Origin of the sequence: Agrobacterium sp. NPDC089420, from assembly GCF_044900305.1 — a bacterium.
Taxonomy (GTDB): Bacteria; Pseudomonadota; Alphaproteobacteria; order Rhizobiales; family Rhizobiaceae; genus Agrobacterium.
The window spans coordinates 148764-168993 of sequence record NZ_JBJDMY010000001.1; the positions used below are offsets into that span (position 1 = coordinate 148764).

The window sequence follows — 20230 nt, forward strand, 5'->3', positions numbered from 1 at the left end:
ATGCACGCCATATAGGCCGGGAAACGCACAAATGCCAGCCCGGCGGCCTGAACACTGCGTTCGGCGATCAGGGAAAATCAGCCGTAGACGCTATAGAAAAACTGCGCCGCGACGAAGACCAGAAACAGCCCGAAGGCCCGTTCCAGCTGCTGTTTGCTCAGCGCATGGGCGAGCCGCGCACCATAGGGCGCGACGACGAGCGTGATGGGGATCAGAAGCACCACGGCGATCCAGTTGATGAAGCCGGTCGAAAACGGCGGCAGGCCCGCATCCCCCCAGCCGGCCCAGACATAGCCCAGCAGCCCCGGCAGCGAGATCAGCACGCCGACACCGGAAGAGGTGGCGACGGCCTGATGGATGCTGCGCCCGTAAAGCGTCATGAAGGTATTGTTCATCACCCCGCCGCCCACGCCCATCAGGCCGGAAAAAAGCCCGATGCCGGTGCCCACCAGAAAACGCCCCGGATTTTTCGGCAGGTCGGAACCGAGATGCCAGCTTGCACGGTTGAAGATCATCCGGAAGGCGAGCATGAGCGCGATGAAGGCGAAGATCAGGCGGAGCGCGACGCTGGAGGCATGGGCGGCCACCACCGATGCGAGGATGGTGCCGAGCGGCACGGCGACGATCCAGCCCTTCAGAAGATCGATATCGACCGCGCCTTTCTGGCGATGCGTCAGGAACGAGCGGATGGAGGTTGGCACGATGATGGCAAGCGACGTGCCGAGCGAAAGATGCATGCGCACCGCCTCGGGCACATCCAGAAGGCCGAAGACCTGGTAGAAGACGGGCACCAGCACCGCGCCGCCGCCAATGCCGAACAGCCCCGCCAGAAGGCCTGCAACCACACCCGCGGCTGCAAGCGCCGCGGCAAAGATCATAAGCTCTGAAACAGGGGGCATCAAAGCGGGCTCCCGGCGGCCGTTGTCACAAACATGTGACGCTCATAGCGTATCAGAAAAGCGCGGCAAGCCATGTTGGCCGCAGGTCAGTACGGCGCGATGTCTTTTGCCGCATAGCCGCGCCGGATGGACCACTCCGTGGGATCGTTTTCCCATTGCATGCCCTTGCAAAGACGCCGATATCCCCCCGATAAGGCTGTCTTCTTCACCGGCCTTCGGGCCGGTCTTTTTTTGTGCGCATGTGACGGGCGGCTATCGAACCAGCGCGCAGAGAGAGAGAGAGAGAGAGAGAGAGAGAGAGAGACATCCCAATCTTCGTCATTCCGGCCCTCTCTCAGAATCCGCAGCCCATGTCATCGGCGGCAGGCTGACGACAAGTTGCCCTCCATATTCGACGTCATCCTCGGGCCTTGTGCCGAGAATCTGCCGACCTATTGCCAATCGCGACGTTGCAGATGCTCGGGACAGCCCGAGCATGACGGAGGAGACGCTTTCAAAGTCAGCCCATGAGCCTGCAACGGCAGAGCTTAATCGCAATGCCTGTAACCGGATTTCCGTGTGCGCAGGTCGAAGTGAAAATGGTTCCAGTGGTTCGGATCGCTGCCCGGCCCGAGAACGGTGGAGAAATATTTGCAGCTGTCGGACCTCACCGCCTTCAGCAGCGCCTTTTCGCGGAAGGCGAAGAAGCTCTTGCTGCGGACGTCGATTTCCTTGCCGTTCTTCAGCGTGATGGTGCCGATATCGATGGCGTTGCCGCGCGCATGTTCGGACCAGGGATTGCTGGAACGCGAATTCATCTTGCGGCAGGAATAACCGCCCATCGGCGTGATGCGGCCCACGCCAGAGAGATAACGGAAACGCGAGGATGGCACGAGTTCGAACTTCACCCATTTGGCAAAGGCGAGCGTGACCTGGCAGTTGAGCTTCACCGCCGGGCGGATGGCGACGCCGCTGGCAAGACCGCTGAGTTCGATCGGATAGTCGATACCGCAGGTTGGACCGTCGGCAATACGGGCGACATCGCGGAAGGCGACGCCGAGACGGCGCAATTCGGCGCGGCAGGCCACTTCGGAAGAGGGCATGACGCCGGGCGGCATCGACCGGTTGCTCTGCATGCCGCCGCCCGCCATCGGATCGTTGGGCATAAGCATGGCCACTTCCTCCACCGGCTGGCGGCGGGAAGAGGAACCGGCTGGCGGCGGCGGTATCAGGCGAGACTGGCTGGTGGCCGGCTGACGCCGGGTCGGAGAGATGGCCACCGGATTGTCGGTGCCGATACCGTCCACCACCGGCTGCGCCGACGCGCCTTCGGCAATATCGGCATCCTGTTCTTCGGCAAGCCCGCGAACCGGCTCCACGCCCAGCATGGAATCCATGTTCACGCCGCCCTCGCCTTCGGCGATCTCGTTGCTTGCCATCTGTTGCGCAGGCATGGCCTGGCTCTGCATGGTCTGAGCCGGCATGGTGGTATGGCCGCTGGCCGCCATGCGCGCCTGATGCTGCGCATCGAGCGTGGAATAACCCTGACCGGCCTGCCGCGATTGCAGCAGCGGATCCTGCGATGCGTAAGGTTCCGGCATCGGCTGCGATATGGCAGCGGGATAATCGCCGCTCTGCCCTGCCCGTTCGGCCTGATTGACTGCCCCCGCCGGCGCGCTGTAGCCCTGCTGCCGAGACGAGCGGATGGCGCTGACGCGCGTGGTGCCGTCCACCTCCGCCGGTGGCACGAGGCCCTCCGCCGAACACGACACCATCACCGTGGAAATCATCAGCAACGTCACAAGACGACGCGGAAGGGAAACATACGCCATACGAGAACCTGTACCTTCAGCGGCCGCAATCGCGGCAATACAGGGAAAATTTTAAAGAAATGAGGTAAACGAAACCTTATTGGTTGCAGGAAATAACGAATGGTCCTGTTTCGTGGTACGGGGACTGAAGAAGGGCCGACAGAATTGCGGCGAAGGTGGCGACGAAAACGGTGCCCCCTCGATCGGAGACACTCAAAAACGTCCCTCCTCCTCAGGTTTGCCCCGAGGAGGACGTCGAGTGCTGAAGAAGCGTCTCACCCTTCCAAAGGGCGCGGCCGAGGCCACGCCCTCCACCCAACGTCAGATAAACAGCATCAAGCCGCCCGCGAAACCTCGCGCGCCACGCCCTGCCCCAATTCGAAACGGGAAAGCAGCGCCCGCAACTGACGGCTTTCTTCTGCCAGCGTCTGGCTCGCCGCCGTCGTTTCTTCCACCATGGCGGCGTTCTGCTGCGTCATCTGGTCCATGTGGTTGACGGAGGTATTGATCTCCTGCAGTCCGGTTGCCTGTTCACGCGCCGCGGTGGCGATGGTATTCACATGACCTTCGACGCGGTTGACAAGCTCCACGATCTCCTCCAGCGCATCGCCGGTGGAACGGACAAGTGCCACGCCGCCGCCGACCTCTTCCGCCGAACGGTTGACAAGGGTCTTGATCTCCTTGGCGGCATTGGCGGAACGTTGCGCCAGTTCACGCACTTCCTGCGCCACCACGGCAAAACCGCGCCCCGCCTCACCCGCACGCGCCGCCTCCACCCCGGCATTCAGCGCGAGAAGATTGGTCTGGAAGGCGATCTCGTCAATGACGGAGATGATCTGCCCGATGCGTTTCGAGGACTCCTCGATACGGCCCATGGCGTCGACGGCATTGCGGACGATATCGCCCGACCGGCCTGCACTGGTTTTCGTATCCTGCACCATCTGCCGGGCTTCGTTGGCCCGTTCGGAAGCGGTGCGCACCGTGGCGGTAATTTCGTCGAGAGCCGCGGCTGTCTCCTCCAGCGCTGCCGCCTGCTGTTCGGTCCGGCGCGAAAGATTGCCGGTCGCGCCGCTGATATCGGAGGCACTATCATTGACCACATGGCCGGTTCTGGCAATCGCCTCGATCGCGCCGTGCAGCGCCCCGACCGCCCGGTTGAAATCCATGCGCAATTTCTCATAATCCCCACCGATATCGGCAAGCGACACGGTCAGATCGCCATTGGCAAGGGCTTCGAGCGCATGACCCAGCCGGTCCATCGCGTGGGCCTGCCGCTCGGATGCGGAACGCAGGACCATCTCGTTGCCCTGCCGCGCCTCCTCCAGCGCCCGCTGCTGGTCAGCCTCGCGCGCCTGCAGGACGCTGCGCTCATTGACGCTGTCGCGCAGGACCAAAAGCGTCTTGGCAATCGCGCCGATTTCGTTGCGGCGATCGGCGAACTGGATTTCGGCCGTGCCATCTCCATCCGCGATGCGCTTCATGCTCTGCCGGATGAGATCGATCGGCCGCGTCACGCCGCGCACCACGGCGGCGGCCACACCGATGACGAGAAGACCGGACAGGGCGCACAGGCCGACATAAAAATAAGCGTCGTTCCAGAAAGCCGCCTCGAGATCGTCGACATAAACACCGGTGCCGACAATCCAGCCCCAGGGTGCAAAGCCGGCGACATGGGAAAACTTCTCCACCGGTTCCGGCGCGCCGGGTTTCGGCCAATAATAATCGACAAAGCCCTGGCCGCCCGCCTTCACCGTATTTACGAATTCGACGAACAGCGCCTTGCCGTTCGGATCCTTGTTGGCAGTAAGGTCGGTGCCGTTCATTTCAGGCTTGATCGGATGCATCACCATTTTGGGATGCATGTCGTTGATCCAGAAATAGCCGCTGCCATTGCCATACCGCATGGCGGCGATGGTTGTCTTTGCCTGCTGCTGCGCCGCTTCCCGGCTCAGGCTGCCGCCCTGTTCCAGGCGATAATATTGCTCGAGAATGGCGATGGCGGTTTCGTTCATCGCCGCCAGTCCCGCTTTCCGTTCGCTTTCCATCTTGTGGTAACTTTCAAACAGGCTGAAAGTCAGGGCCGCAGTCAATATTGCCAGAAACAATGCGACGAGCGCATAAAGGCGCATCGATATCGTGATATTTTTCATACTCCCCCCAAGCCGATGATGTAGTTCGACCAGCCGAGGTTAAAGTTGAAAAATTTATTATCATTAAATATGCAGGTTATACGTTAGTATTATTTTCGCGCAGACCGATCGGTGCCGGCAATACTCGCCACCGCTGTTCGAAACCGGCACAGCGGTTGCGGACTTCGTCAAACCCCATGCCGTTTTAAAGAGCTCGTTAACCCTGGCGTTCTATGCTCTTTTGCCAAAATACGGATACAGGGAGGCGCGCGATGGCACGGCCGAATTTCCGCTATACGCATTATGACCTGAAGGAATTGCGGGCTGGCACCACCATTGAAATATCGCTGTCGGCCGTCAACAATGTCCGGCTGATGACAGGCGCGAATTTCCAGCGCTTCACCGAATTGCTCGACTTCAAATATCTCGGCGGCGTCGCCAAAAAATCGCCGATCCGCATCGCCATTCCCGAAACGATGCACTGGCATCTCATCATCGATGCCGAAGGCCATAGCGGTCTGGCGGAATCCTCGGTCAAGATGCTGCCGGCGCAGCCACAGGCGACGCCCCACCGCAAGGCATCCTGACCTTCTTTAAAAACAGCAGGTTGTCGCGGTTTCGCGACTCTTTTTACCAGCGGCTTGATTCTTTTTCTCAAGATCGCCGCGCAATGCGGCTACCGCCCCGACCACGCGGACCCTAACGCGCCCCACGCTCGCGGCGCAACTTCGTCCACCAGTCGAGCCGCTTGCGGATTTCCCGTTCGAAACCCCGGTCCGGCGGATCGTAAAAAGTCGTGCGTCCCATTTTCTCCGGGAAATAATCCTGCCCTGAAAAGGCATCCGGTTCGTCATGGTCGTAACGGTAACCGTCGCCATAACCCTCGCCCTTCATGAGCTTGGTCGGCGCGTTCAGGATGTGTTTCGGCGGCACCAGCGAGCCGTTTTCCTTGGCCGCCCGCATCGCCGCCTTGAAGGCGGTATAGACGGCGTTGGATTTCGGCGCGGTCGCGAGATAGACGCAGGCCTGCGCCAGCGCCAGTTCGCCTTCGGGTGAGCCGAGATAGTCATAGGCATCCTTGGCGGCGTTGCAGACGGCAAGCGCCTGCGGATCGGCAAGGCCGATATCCTCCACCGCCATGCGCACCAGCCGCCGCCCGATATAGAGCGGATCTTCACCGGCATCGAACATGCGGGCCAGATAATACAGCGCCGCATCCGGGTCCGAACCGCGCACCGACTTATGCAGCGCGGAAATGAGATTGTAATGCCCGTCCTGGCTCTTGTCGTAAACCGGCGCGCGGCGCTGCACGATGCGCGTCAGACCTTCGGTATCGAAAGTCTCGTCCTTGCGCGCCGCACGCCAGACCTCTTCGGCAAGGGTCAGCACGGCGCGACCGTCGCCATCGGCCATGCGGATCAGGCTGGCCCGCGCCTCCTCGGTCAGTGGCAGGGCCTTCTGCTCCGCCTCCTCGGCGCGCTTCAAAAGCTCGCTCAGGCTCTCCTCGTCATGCGAGCGGAATGTCAGGACACGCGCCCGCGACAGAAGAGCGGCATTCAGCTCGAAGGACGGGTTTTCGGTCGTCGCACCCACCAGAATGATGGTGCCGTCCTCCATCACCGGCAGGAAACTGTCCTGCTGGGCGCGGTTGAAACGATGTATCTCGTCAACAAAAAGCAGCGTCTGCCGGCCGTTCATCCGCCGTGCGCGCGCCGCTTCAAAGACCTTCTTGAGATCGGCGACACCGGAGAAGATTGCCGAAATCTGCTCGAAGGCCAGCCCCGCCTCGCCGGACAGCAGCCTTGCCACCGTGGTCTTGCCGGTTCCGGGCGGTCCCCAGAAGATCATCGACCCCAGGGAGCCGCTGTCGATCATGCGGCGCAGAACGCCCTCTTCGCCCGTCAGATGCGGCTGCCCGCTCACCTCCGCCAGCGTTTTTGGGCGCAGACGATCGGCAAGAGGCCGCCGGTTGGCGACCTCCACGGGCACTTGCGGGGCGAAGAGGTCGTCGCTCATCGCAAGAACTGCCGGATGCGCTGGCCGTCGCGCAGGATTTCCACGCGCCAGAAGCCGGGATTGTCGTCCAGCGCCTTCTCGACAGCGGCGGTGGAGCCGATATCCGCGCCGTTCAGCGACAGGATCACATCCTTGGGCAGAAAGCCGACACGATAGGCCGGCGAACCGCGTTTCACATCGGTAATGACAACGCCAGTCACCTGCGACGGCATGCGCAATTCGTCGGCAAGCTTCGGCGAAAGATTGGCGACGGTCGCACCGGCGAAGGGATTGCGGCCCTCGATCAGGCGTTCATCGCGTGGCGCGGTTTCCGGCGCGGTATCGAGCGCGATGGTCAGTTTCTTCTCCTTGCCCTTGTCCATGACCGTCAGTTCGGCCGACTTGCCGATACCTGCCGTCGTCAGGCGATAACCAAGGGCATCCGGATGCTCCACCTCGAAACCGTTGACGGCGGTGACGACCTGCCCCGGCTCGACGCCCGCCTTCTCGGCCGGACCGTCCTTGACGACGCTGACGACCAGCGCACCGCGCGCGCGATGCAGGCCAAGCGCTTCAGCGACATCCGAGGTTACCGGATCGAAAGTCGCGCCGATATAGGGTCGCTGGAAACTTGTATCCCCACGCTCGGCGGCGGCGACGAAAACCCGGACCAGATTGGCGGGAATGGCAAAACCGATGCCGTTCGAACCGCCGCCCTTGGAAAAGATCGCGGTATTGATGCCGATCAGTTCACCGGCCATGTTCATCAGCGCGCCGCCGGAATTGCCGGGATTGATGGAAGCGTCGGTCTGGATGAAGAAACCGAAATCGCCCTGCGTCACCTGGTTGCGCGCCAGACCCGAGACGATGCCGCTCGTCACCGTCTGGCCGACACCGAACGGGTTGCCGATGGCCAGCACCAGATCGCCGACTTCAATGGCATCCGAATTGCCGAGCGACAGCACCGGAAACTGCTCCTTCGCATCGATCTGCAAAATGGCGAGATCGACCCGGTCGTCCTTCAGCAGGACCTTGGAGGAAAACTCGCGCCCATCCGCCAGCGCCACCTTGATATCGTCAGCACCGTCGATGACGTGATTGTTGGTCACCACGAGGCCGCCGGCGGTAACGATCACGCCCGAGCCGAGCGACGACTGTTTTTCCGTGCGGTTCGGCATCTGCTGGCCGAAAAACTGTTCGAAGAACGGATCGCCGGCAAAGGGCGAAAGGCGCCGCTGCACCACGCGTTCGGCATAGACATTCACCACCGCGCCTGCGGTGCGCTTCACCAGCGGCGCGAAGGAAAGCTGCATTTCCGTGTGGCTCGACGGCACGGCCCTGTTGTCCTGCGCCGCAGCACCCACGGGCAGGAGAATGAGTGCCGCAAGAAAGCCGGTGGACAGATACTTCAACACGCTTCGCATGTGATTCCTCATCGTCATCAGTATGATGGAGTTATAACGCCAAAGCCTGTAAAGCAAAGAGCGGCAAGATGATGGCCGGCCTTTTCCCTTACGGGTCCGGCTCGTGCAGTTGGAACCAGCGAGACCCCTTTTTGGTTTCACCCGCACCGACTGTCCTTGAAAGAGACGACACATGCATCCGAAACAGACATTCCTCGCCTGCGGCCTCCTCCTCGCCTCCGCCGCTCTGGGTTCCCCCGCTGGCGCTGCCAGCTTCGATTGCACGAAGCCCGATCTGGCCGCGGATGAAAAGGCGATCTGCGACAACCGCGCCCTGAACGATCAGGATGTGAAGATGGCCACCACCTTCGACATCCTCACCCAGCTGATGGCCATGGGCGCCCGCGACGCGCTGCGCGACGAGCAGAGCCAATGGCTAAAGAAACGCCAGGAATGCGCGGCGGATGTCACGTGCCTGACCGGCGCTTACGATGAGCGGATGAAGAAACTCGGTGAAGCCTTCCAGAGCATCAACAGACCTCTTTAAAGCCAGCAGCGCCAATCAGGCTGTCCGGATGACAGTCTCCATAAGGCCGTGCAGCTGATCGCGATAACCGGTTCTGGCGGAAGGTGCATCCTCCCGTGAGGTCATCACCACGGACAGCCGTCTGGCGGGAACGATATAGAGCATCTGCCCGCCATAACCCCAGGCGTAATAGACCGTTTCTCCCGCCATCTCCTTGATGAACCAGCAATAACCGTAACCATCGCCGTTGAAGACCGAATTGGTGCGCTGTCGCCAGGACTGGTCGATCCAGCCTTGCGAGATCAGTCGCTCACCCCCGCGCGTCACGCCGCCCCGGCGGTAAAGCTCACCGAATGCCAATAATGAGCGCGCCGTCATCGCCATCTGGTTGCCGCCGAGATAGATGCCCTGCGGATCGCGCTCCCAGCCGCCGATGGAAAATCCCTCGAGCGGCCGGAACCAGTCGCGGGCGAGAGCCAGAGTCGAGCGGCCGGATGCCCTGGTCAATATCGCCGAGAGCAGATGGGTGGAGCCGGTGGAATAAAGCATGCCGCCGCCCGGTTCTCCGGCAAAACCCGACCCCAGCGCCATTCTCACCCAGTTGCGGCTGGCAACCCACCGGCCATAATTCGGCCCTGACATGCGCTCCAGACCGGATTGCATGGATAGCAGGTTACCGATGGTGATGCGCTCCAGTCGCGGATCGGGGCTCGGCGGAAAATCGCCGCGCAGGATGGTCGTAATCGGCTGATCGGCACCTTCGAGGATCTTGCGATCGATCGCCATGCCCACCAGCGCCGAAATGATCGATTTCGACGCCGATTTGATATTGGTGGAGCCGTTCAGGCTGGCGCCATGATAGGCGCGGCTCGCCGCCTCCTCGCCATCGATGCTGATGATCACGGCCTTGAGGCTGGAAAGCGCATCCGCATCCCGGAGCAACGGATCGAAACGGACGCCATTGCCGGCGTTTTGGGCGCTGGCAAACCGGGCAAAAGGCAGCGACGCGATGAGGGCGAGTGCGGTTCGTCTTTTCATGATGCTGAAGTTAGGCATCGCGCCACGTTGGAAAAGGTCTGGTGACCGAACATCACTCCAATGTGACTGCGAGGATGGCGCGCAAGTAGTTGAAGGCGTGCGATTTATAAATGAAAAACAGCATGTTGGCCGCGTTTGGAGAATCATCCTCTGAGGCAATTGAATCTGTTTCTGAACCGCGACGCTACAGCCGCAGAAATGACAGCAAAAAGCCGCCCGAAAGAGCGGCTGATTAGGACGATAAATCCACCCCAACTCAACGTCATCCTCGGGCTTGACCCGAGGATCCCATGAGGTTAGCGGCCTGTGGATCCTCGCCTCAAGGGCGAGGATGACGGAGGAGAGGCAGCATACTTCGCCCTCCACCGGAAACCGTCTGAACGACAGCTTACTCCGGCAAAATGCGCACAGCACCCTTGTCCGCGCTTGACGCAAAGGCGGCATAGGCTTTCAGCGCCGTCGTGACGTTGCGCTTGCGCGGCGCCACCGGTTTCCAGCCCTGTTCTTCCTGCTCGGCCCGGCGCGACGCCAGTTCCGCATCGGTGACCTTCAGGTTGATGGTGCGGTTCGGAATGTCGATCTCGATCAGATCACCGGGGCGCACGAGGCCGATGGCGCCGCCCTGCGCCGCTTCCGGCGAGGCGTGGCCGATGGACAGGCCCGAGGTGCCGCCCGAAAAACGGCCGTCGGTGATCAGCGCGCAGGCTTTGCCGAGACCCTTGGATTTCAGATAGCTGGTCGGATAGAGCATTTCCTGCATGCCCGGTCCGCCCTTCGGCCCTTCGTAGCGGATGACGACGACGTCGCCCGCCTTGACCTCGTTACCGAGAATACCCTTCACGGCGGCATCCTGGCTTTCGTAAACCACTGCCGGGCCGGTGAATTTCAGAATGGACTCATCAACGCCCGCCGTCTTCACGATGCAGCCGTCGAGCGCGATGTTGCCGTAAAGCACGGCCAGACCGCCATCCTTGGAGAAGGGCTTTTCAACCGAGCGGATGACGCCGTTTTCGCCGTCCGTATCGAGATCGTCCCAGCGCGAGGACTGGCTGAAGGCCACCTGCGTCGGCACGCCGCCAGGAGCCGCCTTGAAGAACTGGCGCACCGTTTCGCTGTTGGTACGGGTGATGTCCCAACGGTCGATGGCGTCGCCCAGTGTCGCCTCATGCACCGTATAGGTGTCGCGGTTGATGAGACCGCCACGTTCCAGCTCGCCGAGGATGCGCATGATGCCGCCGGCGCGGTGCACGTCTTCCATATGCACGTCCTGCTTGGCCGGTGCGACCTTGGAAAGGCAGGGAACCTTGCGGGAAAGACGGTCGATGTCTTCCATGCCGAAATCGACGCCGCCTTCATGCGCCGCCGCCAGAATATGCAGAACCGTGTTGGTGGAGCCGCCCATGGCGATATCCAGCGACATGGCGTTTTCGAACGCCGCCTTGTTGGCGATGGTGCGCGGCAGGACGGTTTCGTCCTCCTGCTCGTAATAACGGCGCGCCAGATCGACGATCAGATGGCCGGCCTCGACGAACAGGCGCTTACGATCCGAATGGGTGGCGAGCGTCGAGCCGTTGCCGGGCAAGGACAAGCCCAGCGCCTCGGTCAGACAGTTCATCGAATTGGCGGTGAACATGCCGGAACAGGAACCGCAGGTCGGGCAGGCCGAACGCTCGATGACCTTCACGTCCTCGTCGGAAATCTTGTCGTCCGCAGCCGCAACCATGGCGTCGACCAGATCGAGCGCCACGGTCTTGCCATGCAGCACGACCTTGCCCGCTTCCATCGGGCCGCCGGACACGAAGACGGCGGGAATGTTGAGGCGCATCGCCGCATTCAGCATGCCGGGGGTGATCTTGTCGCAGTTGGAAATGCACACCATCGCGTCGGCGCAATGGGCATTGACCATATATTCCACCGAATCCGCGATGATCTCGCGCGACGGCAGCGAATAGAGCATGCCGTCATGGCCCATGGCGATGCCGTCATCCACCGCGATGGTGTTGAATTCCTTGGCGACACCGCCCGCCGCCTCGATCTCGCGCGCAACCAGCTGGCCGAGATCCTTCAGATGCACATGGCCCGGCACGAACTGGGTGAAGGAATTGACCACCGCGATGATCGGCTTGCCGAAATCGCTATCCTTCATGCCGGTGGCGCGCCAAAGGCCGCGCGCGCCCGCCATGTTGCGGCCGTGGGTTGTCGTTCTGGAGCGATAGGCTGGCATGGTGTTTTCCTCGATCTCTTGGGTAGAAGGGCCGTCCTCCGCAGCGCGTTCAAAACGGCCCTTGCCCTATTTTGCGGCTTTTCTAGCGCAAACCGCAAGCCCTGTCACTGTCACCTTCGGGCAAAACAGTACGGTTCGGTACGGTACGCCTTGCCCTCACCGCCGATATCGGATGGCATGTCATCACAAATGCGCGATTATCGGCTACCCGACACTGTTTTTCCGCAGAGCACTGAAACATATCTGTGCAGCGGTCGTATTGGCTATCATAATCGATTTATCGCCGATGCACCCGGCTTTTGTGGAGGTTGAAATGCCCGCCTATCGTCCGCCCGTGATCGCGGCCAGTGACATCACGCCGAAGAACATCTACCTGTCGCGACGCGGCTTTCTCGGCACGGCGGCCGGGCTTGCGGCCATCGGGCTTGCCGGCCGCGACGCGATTGCCGCACCGCTTTCCGCAAAAGCCAGCGCCTACAAGCTGGATGAAAAGCTCACTCCGCTCGACGCCGTCACCAGCTATAATAATTTCTACGAATTCGGCGTCGGCAAATCCGACCCGAAGGAAAATTCCGGCCAATTCAAGCCCACCCCCTGGACGGTGAAGGTGGACGGCCTCGTTTCCAAACCGCAGGAATTCGGCATCGAAGAGCTGATGAAATATCCTCTCGAGGAGCGCACCTATCGCATGCGCTGTGTCGAGGGCTGGTCTATGGTCATTCCATGGATCGGTTTCCCGCTTGCAAGCCTTCTCGACAAGGTGGAGCCGCTGGGCAGCGCAAAATACGTTTCCTTCGAAACGGTCGTGCGGCCGGACGAGATGCCGGGCCAGAGGGGCCTGTTCCAGCCTCTCTCCTGGCCCTATGTCGAAGGTCTGCGCCTCGATGAAGCGCGCCACCCGCTCACCATTCTCGCCGTCGGGCTCTATGGCGAGACCCTGCCGAACCAGAACGGCGCGCCGATCCGTCTTGTCGTGCCGTGGAAATACGGCTTCAAAGGCATTAAATCCATCGTCCACATTTCGCTCACCGAAAAACAGCCGGAAACGACCTGGAAAAATTCCAACGCCCGCGAATATGGTTTCTATTCCAACGTCAACCCGCATGTCGACCATCCGCGCTGGAGCCAGGCGACGGAACAGCGCATCGGCGAAGGCGGCTTTTTCGGCACACAGAACCGCCCTACCCTGATGTTCAACGGTTATGACGAGGTGGCGAGCCTTTATGCCGGCATGGACCTGAAGGCGAATTATTGACCATGGCTTTTGCCCTGCCCCTTCCCTCGCTGCCGAAGCGTTACCAGCCGGCGGCCATCTGGTCGCTTTATGTGATCGGCCTCTGTCCGGGCCTCTGGTATTTCTACCTCGCCGCAACCGGCGGCCTCGGCTTCAACCCGGTCAAGGATTTCGAGCACCTGCTCGGCATCTGGGCATTGCGCTTCCTGTGCCTCGGCCTGCTGGTGACACCGCTGCGCGATCTCTTCAACATCAATCTCATCGCCTATCGCCGGGCGCTGGGCCTGATCGCCTTTTATTATGTGCTCGCCCATTTCACCGTCTATCTGGTGCTGGATCGCGGCCTGATGCTCGGCTCCATCGCCGGCGATATTCTCAAGCGCCCCTATATCATGTTCGGCATGGCGGGGCTCATCATGCTCATTCCTCTCGCGCTTACATCCAACCGCTGGTCGATCCGCAAACTCGGCAGCCGCTGGAACACGCTGCATAAACTCGTTTATCTCGTGCTCATCGTCGGCGTGCTGCATTTCGTGCTGGCGCGGAAGTCGATCACGCTGGAACCGGTGTTCTATATCAGCACGATGGTGGTTTTGCTGGGCTATCGGCTGGTGCGGCCGTCGATTATGGCGCGGAAGCGAGGAAAACGCGCTGACAGGAGCCCTCTGCGACCCCAGTCAAAATCATGAAACCGACTGGTCGAAACCGGCAGACATCTTACGATGTTAAAATTTCCCTCAGCGGTCGAGCTATGCTTTCGCAGATATTCACCGCAATGGCAGACGGCGCGGCTTTCCGTCCCTCTCAAATTGCCAGAACCTTGAACGGCATATATCAACGAGCCCTTGCAAGGCTTGTCGAGCGTATCGAGATGGCTGAAATCAAAGAAAAAGACCTGCAAGTTCTTTGGCGGGCACATCACGCTTCCGACCAATTCTTCATGCTCGCGCCCATCGCCGATCTTCTTGGCCAGATCAGCCGGCATCTGCACTGTCGCCGGCCCTGAAGACAACACCAACGCAAAAAAGCCGGGCGATCTCTCACCCGGCTTTTTAACTCATGACGCCTGAACGGCGTCAGACCTTATGCAGCTTCGGCAGCAGCAGCTTCAGCGGCAACGCGTGCCTTGTCGGCTGCGCCCTTGGCGTCAACGTCGCGCTCGACGAATTCAATGACGGCGAGAGCGGCATTGTCGCCCTGGCGGAAGCCGGCCTTCATGATACGCAGGTAGCCGCCATTGCGGGTTGCGTAACGCGAAGCGATCGCATCGAACAGCTTGCGAACGGCGTCCTGATCCTTGATCTGCGAAATGGCCTGACGACGAGCGTGCAGGTCGCCGCGCTTGCCCAGCGTCACGAGACGCTCGACGATCGGACGGATTTCCTTCGCCTTCGGAAGGGTGGTAACGATCTGCTCATGGGTGATGAGCGAAGCAGCCATGTTGGCAAACATTGCCTTGCGGTGGCTGGCGGTTCTATTGAGCTTGCGGCCTGAATTACCGTGGCGCATTGCTATTCTCCTTCTTCGCAGGTTCCTTCTCTAAGGCCTGCCGTTTCCTGGCACATGCAGGTGACTTACCTGCTGTTTGACGGGGAAAGGCAGTCTTTAAGGTCTGCCTTCTTGTTTGTTAGTATTGGTCTTCGTAACGCTTGGCGAGATCTTCGATGTTCTCAGGCGGCCATGCCGGCACTTCCATGCCGAGGTGCAGACCCATGGAAGCGAGAACTTCCTTGATTTCGTTCAGCGACTTGCGACCAAAGTTCGGCGTGCGGAGCATTTCGGCTTCGGTCTTCTGGATCAGGTCGCCGATATAAACGATGTTGTCGTTCTTCAGGCAGTTTGCCGAACGAACGGACAGTTCGAGCTCGTCGACCTTCTTGAGAAGCGCCGGGTTGAACGCGAGTTCGGTAACCGATTCTTCTTCTGCTTCCTTCTGCGGCTCGTCGAAGTTGACGAAGACGCCCAGCTGGTCCTGAAGAATGCGAGCGGCAAAGGCAACGGCGTCTTCGCCGGAAACCGAACCGTTGGTCTCGATCGTCATGATCAGCTTGTCATAGTCGAGAACCTGACCTTCACGGGTGTTTTCCACCTTGTAGGACACTTTCTTGACCGGAGAATAGAGGCTGTCCACCGGAATGAGGCCGATCGGGGCATCTTCCGCGCGGTTGCGCTCAGCCGGTACGTAACCCTTGCCGTTGTTGACGGTGAATTCCATGCGGATTTCAGCGCCGTCGTCCAGCGTGCAGATCACGTGGTCGGGGTTCAGGATCTCGATGTCGCCAACCGTCTGGATGTCACCAGCGGTCACGGCGCCCGGACCCTGCTTGCGCACGACCATGCGCTTGGAATCGTCGCCATCCATCTTGATGGCGATTTCCTTGATGTTGAGCACGATATCCGTCACATCTTCCCGAACGCCGGGGATGGAGGAGAATTCGTGCAGGACACCGTCGATCTGCACGGCCGTCACAGCGGCGCCACGCAGGGAAGACAACAGAACGCGACGCAGCGCGTTGCCGAGGGTAAGACCGAAACCACGCTCCAGCGGCTCGGCAACCAGCGTTGCCTTGGTGCGGCTGGACGAGGTGAACTCGACCTTGTTCGGCTTGATAAGTTCCTGCCAGTTCTTCTGAATCATCTTTAAACCTTCCGTTCGCCGCCACCATCCAATCGTGACGGACCGAGCATGAAAACACCGAGAGGAACCGAATTCAGTGGTTCATCAGTGGGTTCTTGAGCGCAAGTCCGCCGATCGAAATCGACGCGCACACGCCAGATACACGAAAATTCCGCCAGACCGGAGGTAAGGCGGAATTTCCGAACCACGGTCGCGTCAGACGCGGCGCTTCTTGCGCGGACGGCAACCATTGTGCGGGATCGGCGTCACGTCGCGAATGGAAGTGATCATGAAACCGGCAGCCTGCAGGGCGCGAAGTGCCGATTCACGGCCGGAACCCGGACCGCAAACTTCTACTTCAAGCGACTTCATGCCGTGTTCCTGAGCCTTCTTCGCGCAATCTTCAGCAGCGATCTGGGCAGCGAACGGGGTCGACTTGCGCGAACCCTTGAAGCCCTTGGCACCAGCGGACGACCAGGCAATGGCGTTGCCCTGTGCGTCGGTGATGGTGATCATCGTGTTGTTGAAGGTCGAGTTGACGTGCGCGACGCCAGACGTGATATTTTTGCGTTCGCGACGACGGACGCGTGCGGCTTCCTTGGCCATTTTATACCTTTCATTGATCTCTTCACCGCCGTAACACCAGCGGCTACACCGGCGATCAGCCCTTCCGGAGCCTCACGCCAAACTCAGAAAGGCTGGCGCAGACCGCACCAGCCTCCCCTTTCCGGAGAACCGGAAAATTACTTCTTCTTACCAGCGATAGCCTTCGCCGGACCCTTGCGGGTGCGGGCGTTGGTGTGCGTGCGCTGGCCGCGGACCGGAAGGCCACGACGGTGACGCAGGCCGCGGTAGCAACCGAGGTCCATCAGACGCTTGATGTTCATCGACGTCTCGCGACGCAGGTCGCCTTCGACCTGGTAGTCGCGGTCAATGGCTTCGCGGATCTGAAGAACTTCAGCATCCGTCAGCTGATGAACGCGCTTGTCAGCCGGCAGGCCAACCTTGTCCATGATTTCCTGCGCGAATTTCGGACCAATCCCGTGAATATAGGTCAGCGCAATAACAACGCGCTTCGCAGTCGGGATATTGACGCCAGCGATACGTGCCACGTCTCTTCTCCTTGGTTCCAGTTGCCATCCGGCAAGTGGTGATTCCATTCGAGCGGCCGACAAGACCGCCAGTTCAAATTGGTGTCCGTGACAGGTCAAAACGACCGAACCCGGATTTCCCATCCCTCAGGGAAATCCGCGCCAGTCGCTTGGGATGTCGCGAGTTGGCGCGGTGTTTAACGGAATCAGCGCAAAAAAGCAACCGGCTCCGCCAAGATTCTTTTGTGATCCAGAGGATCGGCCGCCTTTCGAAAAAGGAACATGGGCAAGAACGCAACAGTCCTCACCCATCCATTCCCTCGATCAGGCAGAGGCTTTCTCGAGAACGCGCTCGATGGCCTCGGTGACGGCATCGACATCAGCCATGCCATCCAGCGTCACCAGTTCGCCCTGCTCGCTGTAATAGGCGGACAGCGGCGCGGTCTTTTCGCGATATTCCGTCAGGCGCTTGCGGAACGCTTCCGGATTGTCATCCGAGCGAACCGTGCCGCCGGCGGCAATGGTTTCAGCCACACGGTTTTCGATGCGGCGAATCAACGCCTCCTCGTCGACCTTCAGTTCGATGACGGCATCAAGGACCAGATTCTTCTTGCGCATGTTGTCGGCAAGCGCCTTGGCCTGCGGAACGGTGCGCGGATAGCCGTCCAGAATAAAGCCCTTGGCACAGTCAGCTGCTTCGATGCGTTCGGAAACGATCTGATTGACGATATCGTCGGAAACCAGCCCGCCTGCGTCCATGACGGCCTTGGCGCGCTTGCCGATTTCGGTGCCCGCGCTGACCGCAGCGCGCAGCATGTCACCGGTGGAAAGCTGCGGGATCCCGTATTTGTCCGTCAGCCGCTTGGCCTGGGTTCCCTTGCCCGCACCCGGCGGACCCAAAAATATCAGTCTCATCGTCCCCTCTTTCCTCCACGCAACTTCGACTTCTTGATCAGCCCTTCATACTGCTGCGCGATAAGGTGACCCTGAATCTGCGCAACCGTGTCAAGAGTTACACTGACAACGATCAAAAGCGAAGTACCACCAAGGGCTAACGGAATGCCCGTCCGTGCGATAAGTGTCTCAGGAAGGATACACACGAAGACCAGATAAATCGCTCCGACGACCGTGATACGGGTCAGGACGTAATCGATATACTCCGCGGTGCGCTCGCCCGGACGGATGCCCGGAATGAAGCCGCCGTGCTTCTTGAGGTTATCGGCCGTATCCTTCGGATTGAAGACGATAGCCGTGTAGAAAAACGCGAAGAACGCGATCAGCAGGCCGTAGAGCGCCATGAACAGCGGCTGCCCGTGCTGCAGCGACGCGATGATGGACGTTGCCCAGCTCGGCAGGTTGGTATTGCCGGCAAAACCCGCAGCCGTTGCCGGCAGGAGCAGCAGCGACGATGCGAAGATCGCGGGAATGACGCCGGCCGTGTTGAGCTTCAGCGGCAGATGCGAGGTATCGCCCTGGAACATCCGGTTGCCGACCTGCCGCTTCGGATATTGTATCAGGAGACGGCGCTGGGCGCGCTCCACGAAAACGATGAGCGCGATGACGCAGATAGCGACCACCACAACCGTCAGGATGAGCGGGGTCGACAGCGCACCGGTGCGGCCGAGTTCGAGCGTGCCGGCCAGCGCCTTGGGCAGGCCTGCGGCAATGCCCGCGAAGATGATCAGCGAAATACCGTTGCCGATACCACGCGAGGTGATCTGCTCGCCGAGCCACATCAGGAACATCGTGCCGCCGAGCAGCGTGATGACGGTGGAAATACGGAAGAACCAGCCCGGATCGACCACGAGGCCGTTACCGCTTTCAAGGCCGACTGCAATGCCATAGGCCTGCAGCGTGCCGAGCAGCACCGTGCCGTAGCGGGTGTACTGGTTGATGATCTTGCGGCCGGCTTCGCCTTCCTTCTTCAACGCTTCGAGCGAGGGCACGACCGAGGTCATGAGCTGCACGATGATCGAAGCGGAGATGTAAGGCATGATGCCGAGCGCGAAGATCGCCATGCGCTCGACGGCGCCGCCCGCAAACATGTTGAAAAGACCGAGAATACCGTTGGCCTGGCCACGGAAGGCCTGAGCATAGGCTTCGGGGTTCAGGCCCGGAAGCGGAATATGGGTGCCGAGACGGTAGACGAGAAGTGCGGCAAGAGTAAACCAGAGACGCTTTTTCAGATCCTCCGCCTTAGCGAAGGTCGAAAAATTCAGGTTCGAAGCCAGTTGTTCCGCTGCTGAAGCCATAAATTTCTCCGAATGACCCTTGCCAGCCAGCAACACCGGCCGATGCGGAAAGGTCTAAAAGATACTGGTCAAAACCGGGCTTCGGACGAATGCGGCTCTTGGCCGCCATCATGCCTCACCCTGTTTTTTATGTCCTATCCCCTCCCCTACGGAAGTTCAAGAACTGTGAGGCTCTCCCTGCAGCACTTTCTGCCGCAAGCGGGGCTGGAAAGCACACCGCGAAGAGATTGCCATGATGCTCTATAAATCGATTTAGATCGAAAACACCAGTGGCCAGGGAGCGCAAACGCCCGGAGCGACATGCGCACCGGGCGTCTGAAGTCTATATATTACTCGGCGGCTTCCGCTGCAACAGCGAGAAGCTTGATCGAGCCGCCGGCCTTTTCGATCTTTTCGATTGCGGGCTTGGAAGCGCCGGCAACTTCGAAAGCGACCTTGGCCTTCAGCTCGCCGTCGGCGAGAATGCGTACGCCGTCCTTGGCGCGGCGGATAACGCCGGCAGCCTTGAGAGCAGCGGCATCGATCGTTGCGGAAGCGTCAAGCTTCTTGGCGTCGATGGCGGTCTGAATGCGGCCGAGCGATACGACAACATATTCGGAAGCGAAGATGTTGTTGAAACCGCGCTTCGGCAGACGACGGTAGATGGGCATCTGACCGCCTTCGAAGCCGTTGATGGCGACGCCCGAACGAGCCTTCTGACCCTTCACGCCGCGACCACCGGTCTTGCCCTTGCCGGAACCGATACCGCGACCTACGCGGATACGATCCTTGGAGGCGCCTTCGTTGTCTCTGATTTCATTGAGTTTCATGATAGGTTACTCCGTCTCACTTCTCGTCAACGACGCGAACGAGATGCTGGACCGCGCGGATCATGCCGCGAACCGCCGGAGTGTCTTCCAGGGTGCGCTGACGATGCATCTTGTTGAGACCCAGGCCGACCAGCGTCTGACGCTGGATTGCCGGGCGGCGAATGGGGCTGCCGATCTGCTCGACCGTGACAGTCTTCTTGGCTTCAGTAGTCTTCTTGGCCAT

At 60.3% G+C, this 20230-nt stretch carries 21 protein-coding genes; 5 read left to right on the forward strand and 16 right to left on the reverse strand.

Going from position 1 to position 20230, the window contains the following annotated elements; genetic code table 11:
• Positions 1-77: 77 nt before the first annotated feature.
• From ACI2KA_RS00720 to ACI2KA_RS00730, 3 genes are all read right to left on the reverse strand, one after another.
• Complete coding sequence (locus ACI2KA_RS00720) at positions 78-899, reverse strand: sulfite exporter TauE/SafE family protein (RefSeq protein ID WP_404498353.1); 822 nt, start codon at positions 897-899, stop codon at positions 78-80.
• Between the two features lie 527 nt (positions 900-1426).
• Positions 1427-2710: an extensin family protein gene (locus ACI2KA_RS00725; protein ID WP_404498355.1), complete on the reverse strand. Its 1284-nt coding sequence runs from the start codon at positions 2708-2710 to the stop codon at positions 1427-1429.
• A gap of 314 nt (positions 2711-3024) precedes the next feature.
• Positions 3025-4839, reverse strand: coding sequence for a methyl-accepting chemotaxis protein (locus tag ACI2KA_RS00730; protein WP_404498357.1), 1815 nt, complete (start codon positions 4837-4839; stop codon positions 3025-3027).
• Positions 4840-5090: 251 nt separating this feature from the next.
• Here ACI2KA_RS00730 and ACI2KA_RS00735 point away from each other — a divergent pair, with 251 nt between their 5' ends.
• On the forward strand, positions 5091-5405 hold the full coding sequence (locus ACI2KA_RS00735) for a DUF1883 domain-containing protein (protein ID WP_404498359.1): 315 nt from the start codon (positions 5091-5093) through the stop codon (positions 5403-5405).
• 112 nt (positions 5406-5517) lie between these two features.
• Here the strand turns inward: ACI2KA_RS00735 and ACI2KA_RS00740 are convergent, their stop codons facing one another.
• Together ACI2KA_RS00740 and ACI2KA_RS00745 are read right to left on the reverse strand one after the other, a co-directional pair.
• On the reverse strand, positions 5518-6834 hold the full coding sequence (locus ACI2KA_RS00740) for a replication-associated recombination protein A (RefSeq protein WP_404498361.1): 1317 nt from the start codon (positions 6832-6834) through the stop codon (positions 5518-5520).
• A complete protein-coding gene (locus ACI2KA_RS00745; RefSeq protein ID WP_404498363.1) occupies positions 6831-8237 on the reverse strand; it encodes a DegQ family serine endoprotease in 1407 nt (468 codons plus the stop codon). Before ACI2KA_RS00745 ends, ACI2KA_RS00740 begins: the two co-directional genes overlap by 4 nt.
• 172 nt (positions 8238-8409) lie before the next feature.
• Here ACI2KA_RS00745 and ACI2KA_RS00750 point away from each other — a divergent pair, with 172 nt between their 5' ends.
• On the forward strand, positions 8410-8763 hold the full coding sequence (locus ACI2KA_RS00750) for a lysozyme inhibitor LprI family protein (protein WP_404498365.1): 354 nt from the start codon (positions 8410-8412) through the stop codon (positions 8761-8763).
• Positions 8764-8778: 15 nt separating this feature from the next.
• On the opposite strand, the gene ACI2KA_RS00755 is transcribed toward ACI2KA_RS00750, so the two are convergent.
• Positions 8779-9780, reverse strand: a complete 1002-nt coding sequence (locus ACI2KA_RS00755; protein WP_404498367.1) for a serine hydrolase domain-containing protein — start codon at positions 9778-9780, stop codon at positions 8779-8781.
• A gap of 388 nt (positions 9781-10168) precedes the next feature.
• Positions 10169-12004: a dihydroxy-acid dehydratase gene (ilvD, locus tag ACI2KA_RS00760; protein WP_404498368.1), complete on the reverse strand. Its 1836-nt coding sequence runs from the start codon at positions 12002-12004 to the stop codon at positions 10169-10171.
• 313 nt (positions 12005-12317) lie between these two features.
• Between ilvD and msrP the strand changes: the two genes are divergently transcribed.
• From msrP to ACI2KA_RS00775, 3 genes are all read left to right on the forward strand, one after another.
• A complete protein-coding gene (gene msrP / locus ACI2KA_RS00765; protein ID WP_404498370.1) occupies positions 12318-13259 on the forward strand; it encodes a protein-methionine-sulfoxide reductase catalytic subunit MsrP in 942 nt (313 codons plus the stop codon).
• 2 nt (positions 13260-13261) lie between these two features.
• Complete coding sequence (gene msrQ, locus ACI2KA_RS00770) at positions 13262-13927, forward strand: protein-methionine-sulfoxide reductase heme-binding subunit MsrQ (RefSeq protein ID WP_404498372.1); 666 nt, start codon at positions 13262-13264, stop codon at positions 13925-13927.
• Positions 13928-13989: 62 nt separating this feature from the next.
• A complete protein-coding gene (locus tag ACI2KA_RS00775) occupies positions 13990-14244 on the forward strand; it encodes a hypothetical protein (protein ID WP_404498374.1) in 255 nt (84 codons plus the stop codon).
• 77 nt (positions 14245-14321) lie between these two features.
• Here ACI2KA_RS00775 and rplQ read toward each other — a convergent pair whose 3' ends face one another.
• From rplQ to rpmD, 9 genes are all read right to left on the reverse strand, one after another.
• The gene (gene rplQ, locus ACI2KA_RS00780; protein ID WP_080790406.1) at positions 14322-14747 is read right to left on the reverse strand and encodes a 50S ribosomal protein L17; all 426 of its coding nucleotides are present in this window, start codon (positions 14745-14747) and stop codon (positions 14322-14324) included.
• Between the two features lie 118 nt (positions 14748-14865).
• Positions 14866-15876, reverse strand: a complete 1011-nt coding sequence (locus tag ACI2KA_RS00785; protein ID WP_003495228.1) for a DNA-directed RNA polymerase subunit alpha — start codon at positions 15874-15876, stop codon at positions 14866-14868.
• 195 nt (positions 15877-16071) lie between these two features.
• The gene (rpsK, locus tag ACI2KA_RS00790; RefSeq protein WP_003495225.1) at positions 16072-16461 is read right to left on the reverse strand and encodes a 30S ribosomal protein S11; all 390 of its coding nucleotides are present in this window, start codon (positions 16459-16461) and stop codon (positions 16072-16074) included.
• A gap of 137 nt (positions 16462-16598) precedes the next feature.
• Positions 16599-16967: a 30S ribosomal protein S13 gene (gene rpsM, locus ACI2KA_RS00795; protein ID WP_003516122.1), complete on the reverse strand. Its 369-nt coding sequence runs from the start codon at positions 16965-16967 to the stop codon at positions 16599-16601.
• Positions 16968-17270: 303 nt separating this feature from the next.
• On the reverse strand, positions 17271-17861 hold the full coding sequence (locus ACI2KA_RS00800) for an adenylate kinase (protein ID WP_269340890.1): 591 nt from the start codon (positions 17859-17861) through the stop codon (positions 17271-17273).
• A complete protein-coding gene (secY, locus tag ACI2KA_RS00805) occupies positions 17858-19198 on the reverse strand; it encodes a preprotein translocase subunit SecY (RefSeq protein WP_404498376.1) in 1341 nt (446 codons plus the stop codon). Before secY ends, ACI2KA_RS00800 begins: the two co-directional genes overlap by 4 nt.
• Positions 19143-19310, reverse strand: coding sequence for a hypothetical protein (locus ACI2KA_RS00810; protein ID WP_404498378.1), 168 nt, complete (start codon positions 19308-19310; stop codon positions 19143-19145). The genes secY and ACI2KA_RS00810 overlap by 56 nt, the downstream gene beginning before the upstream one ends.
• A 217-nt stretch (positions 19311-19527) precedes the next feature.
• The gene (rplO, locus tag ACI2KA_RS00815; protein WP_003521009.1) at positions 19528-20007 is read right to left on the reverse strand and encodes a 50S ribosomal protein L15; all 480 of its coding nucleotides are present in this window, start codon (positions 20005-20007) and stop codon (positions 19528-19530) included.
• 16 nt (positions 20008-20023) lie between these two features.
• Positions 20024-20230, reverse strand: a complete 207-nt coding sequence (gene rpmD, locus ACI2KA_RS00820; RefSeq protein WP_003495212.1) for a 50S ribosomal protein L30 — start codon at positions 20228-20230, stop codon at positions 20024-20026.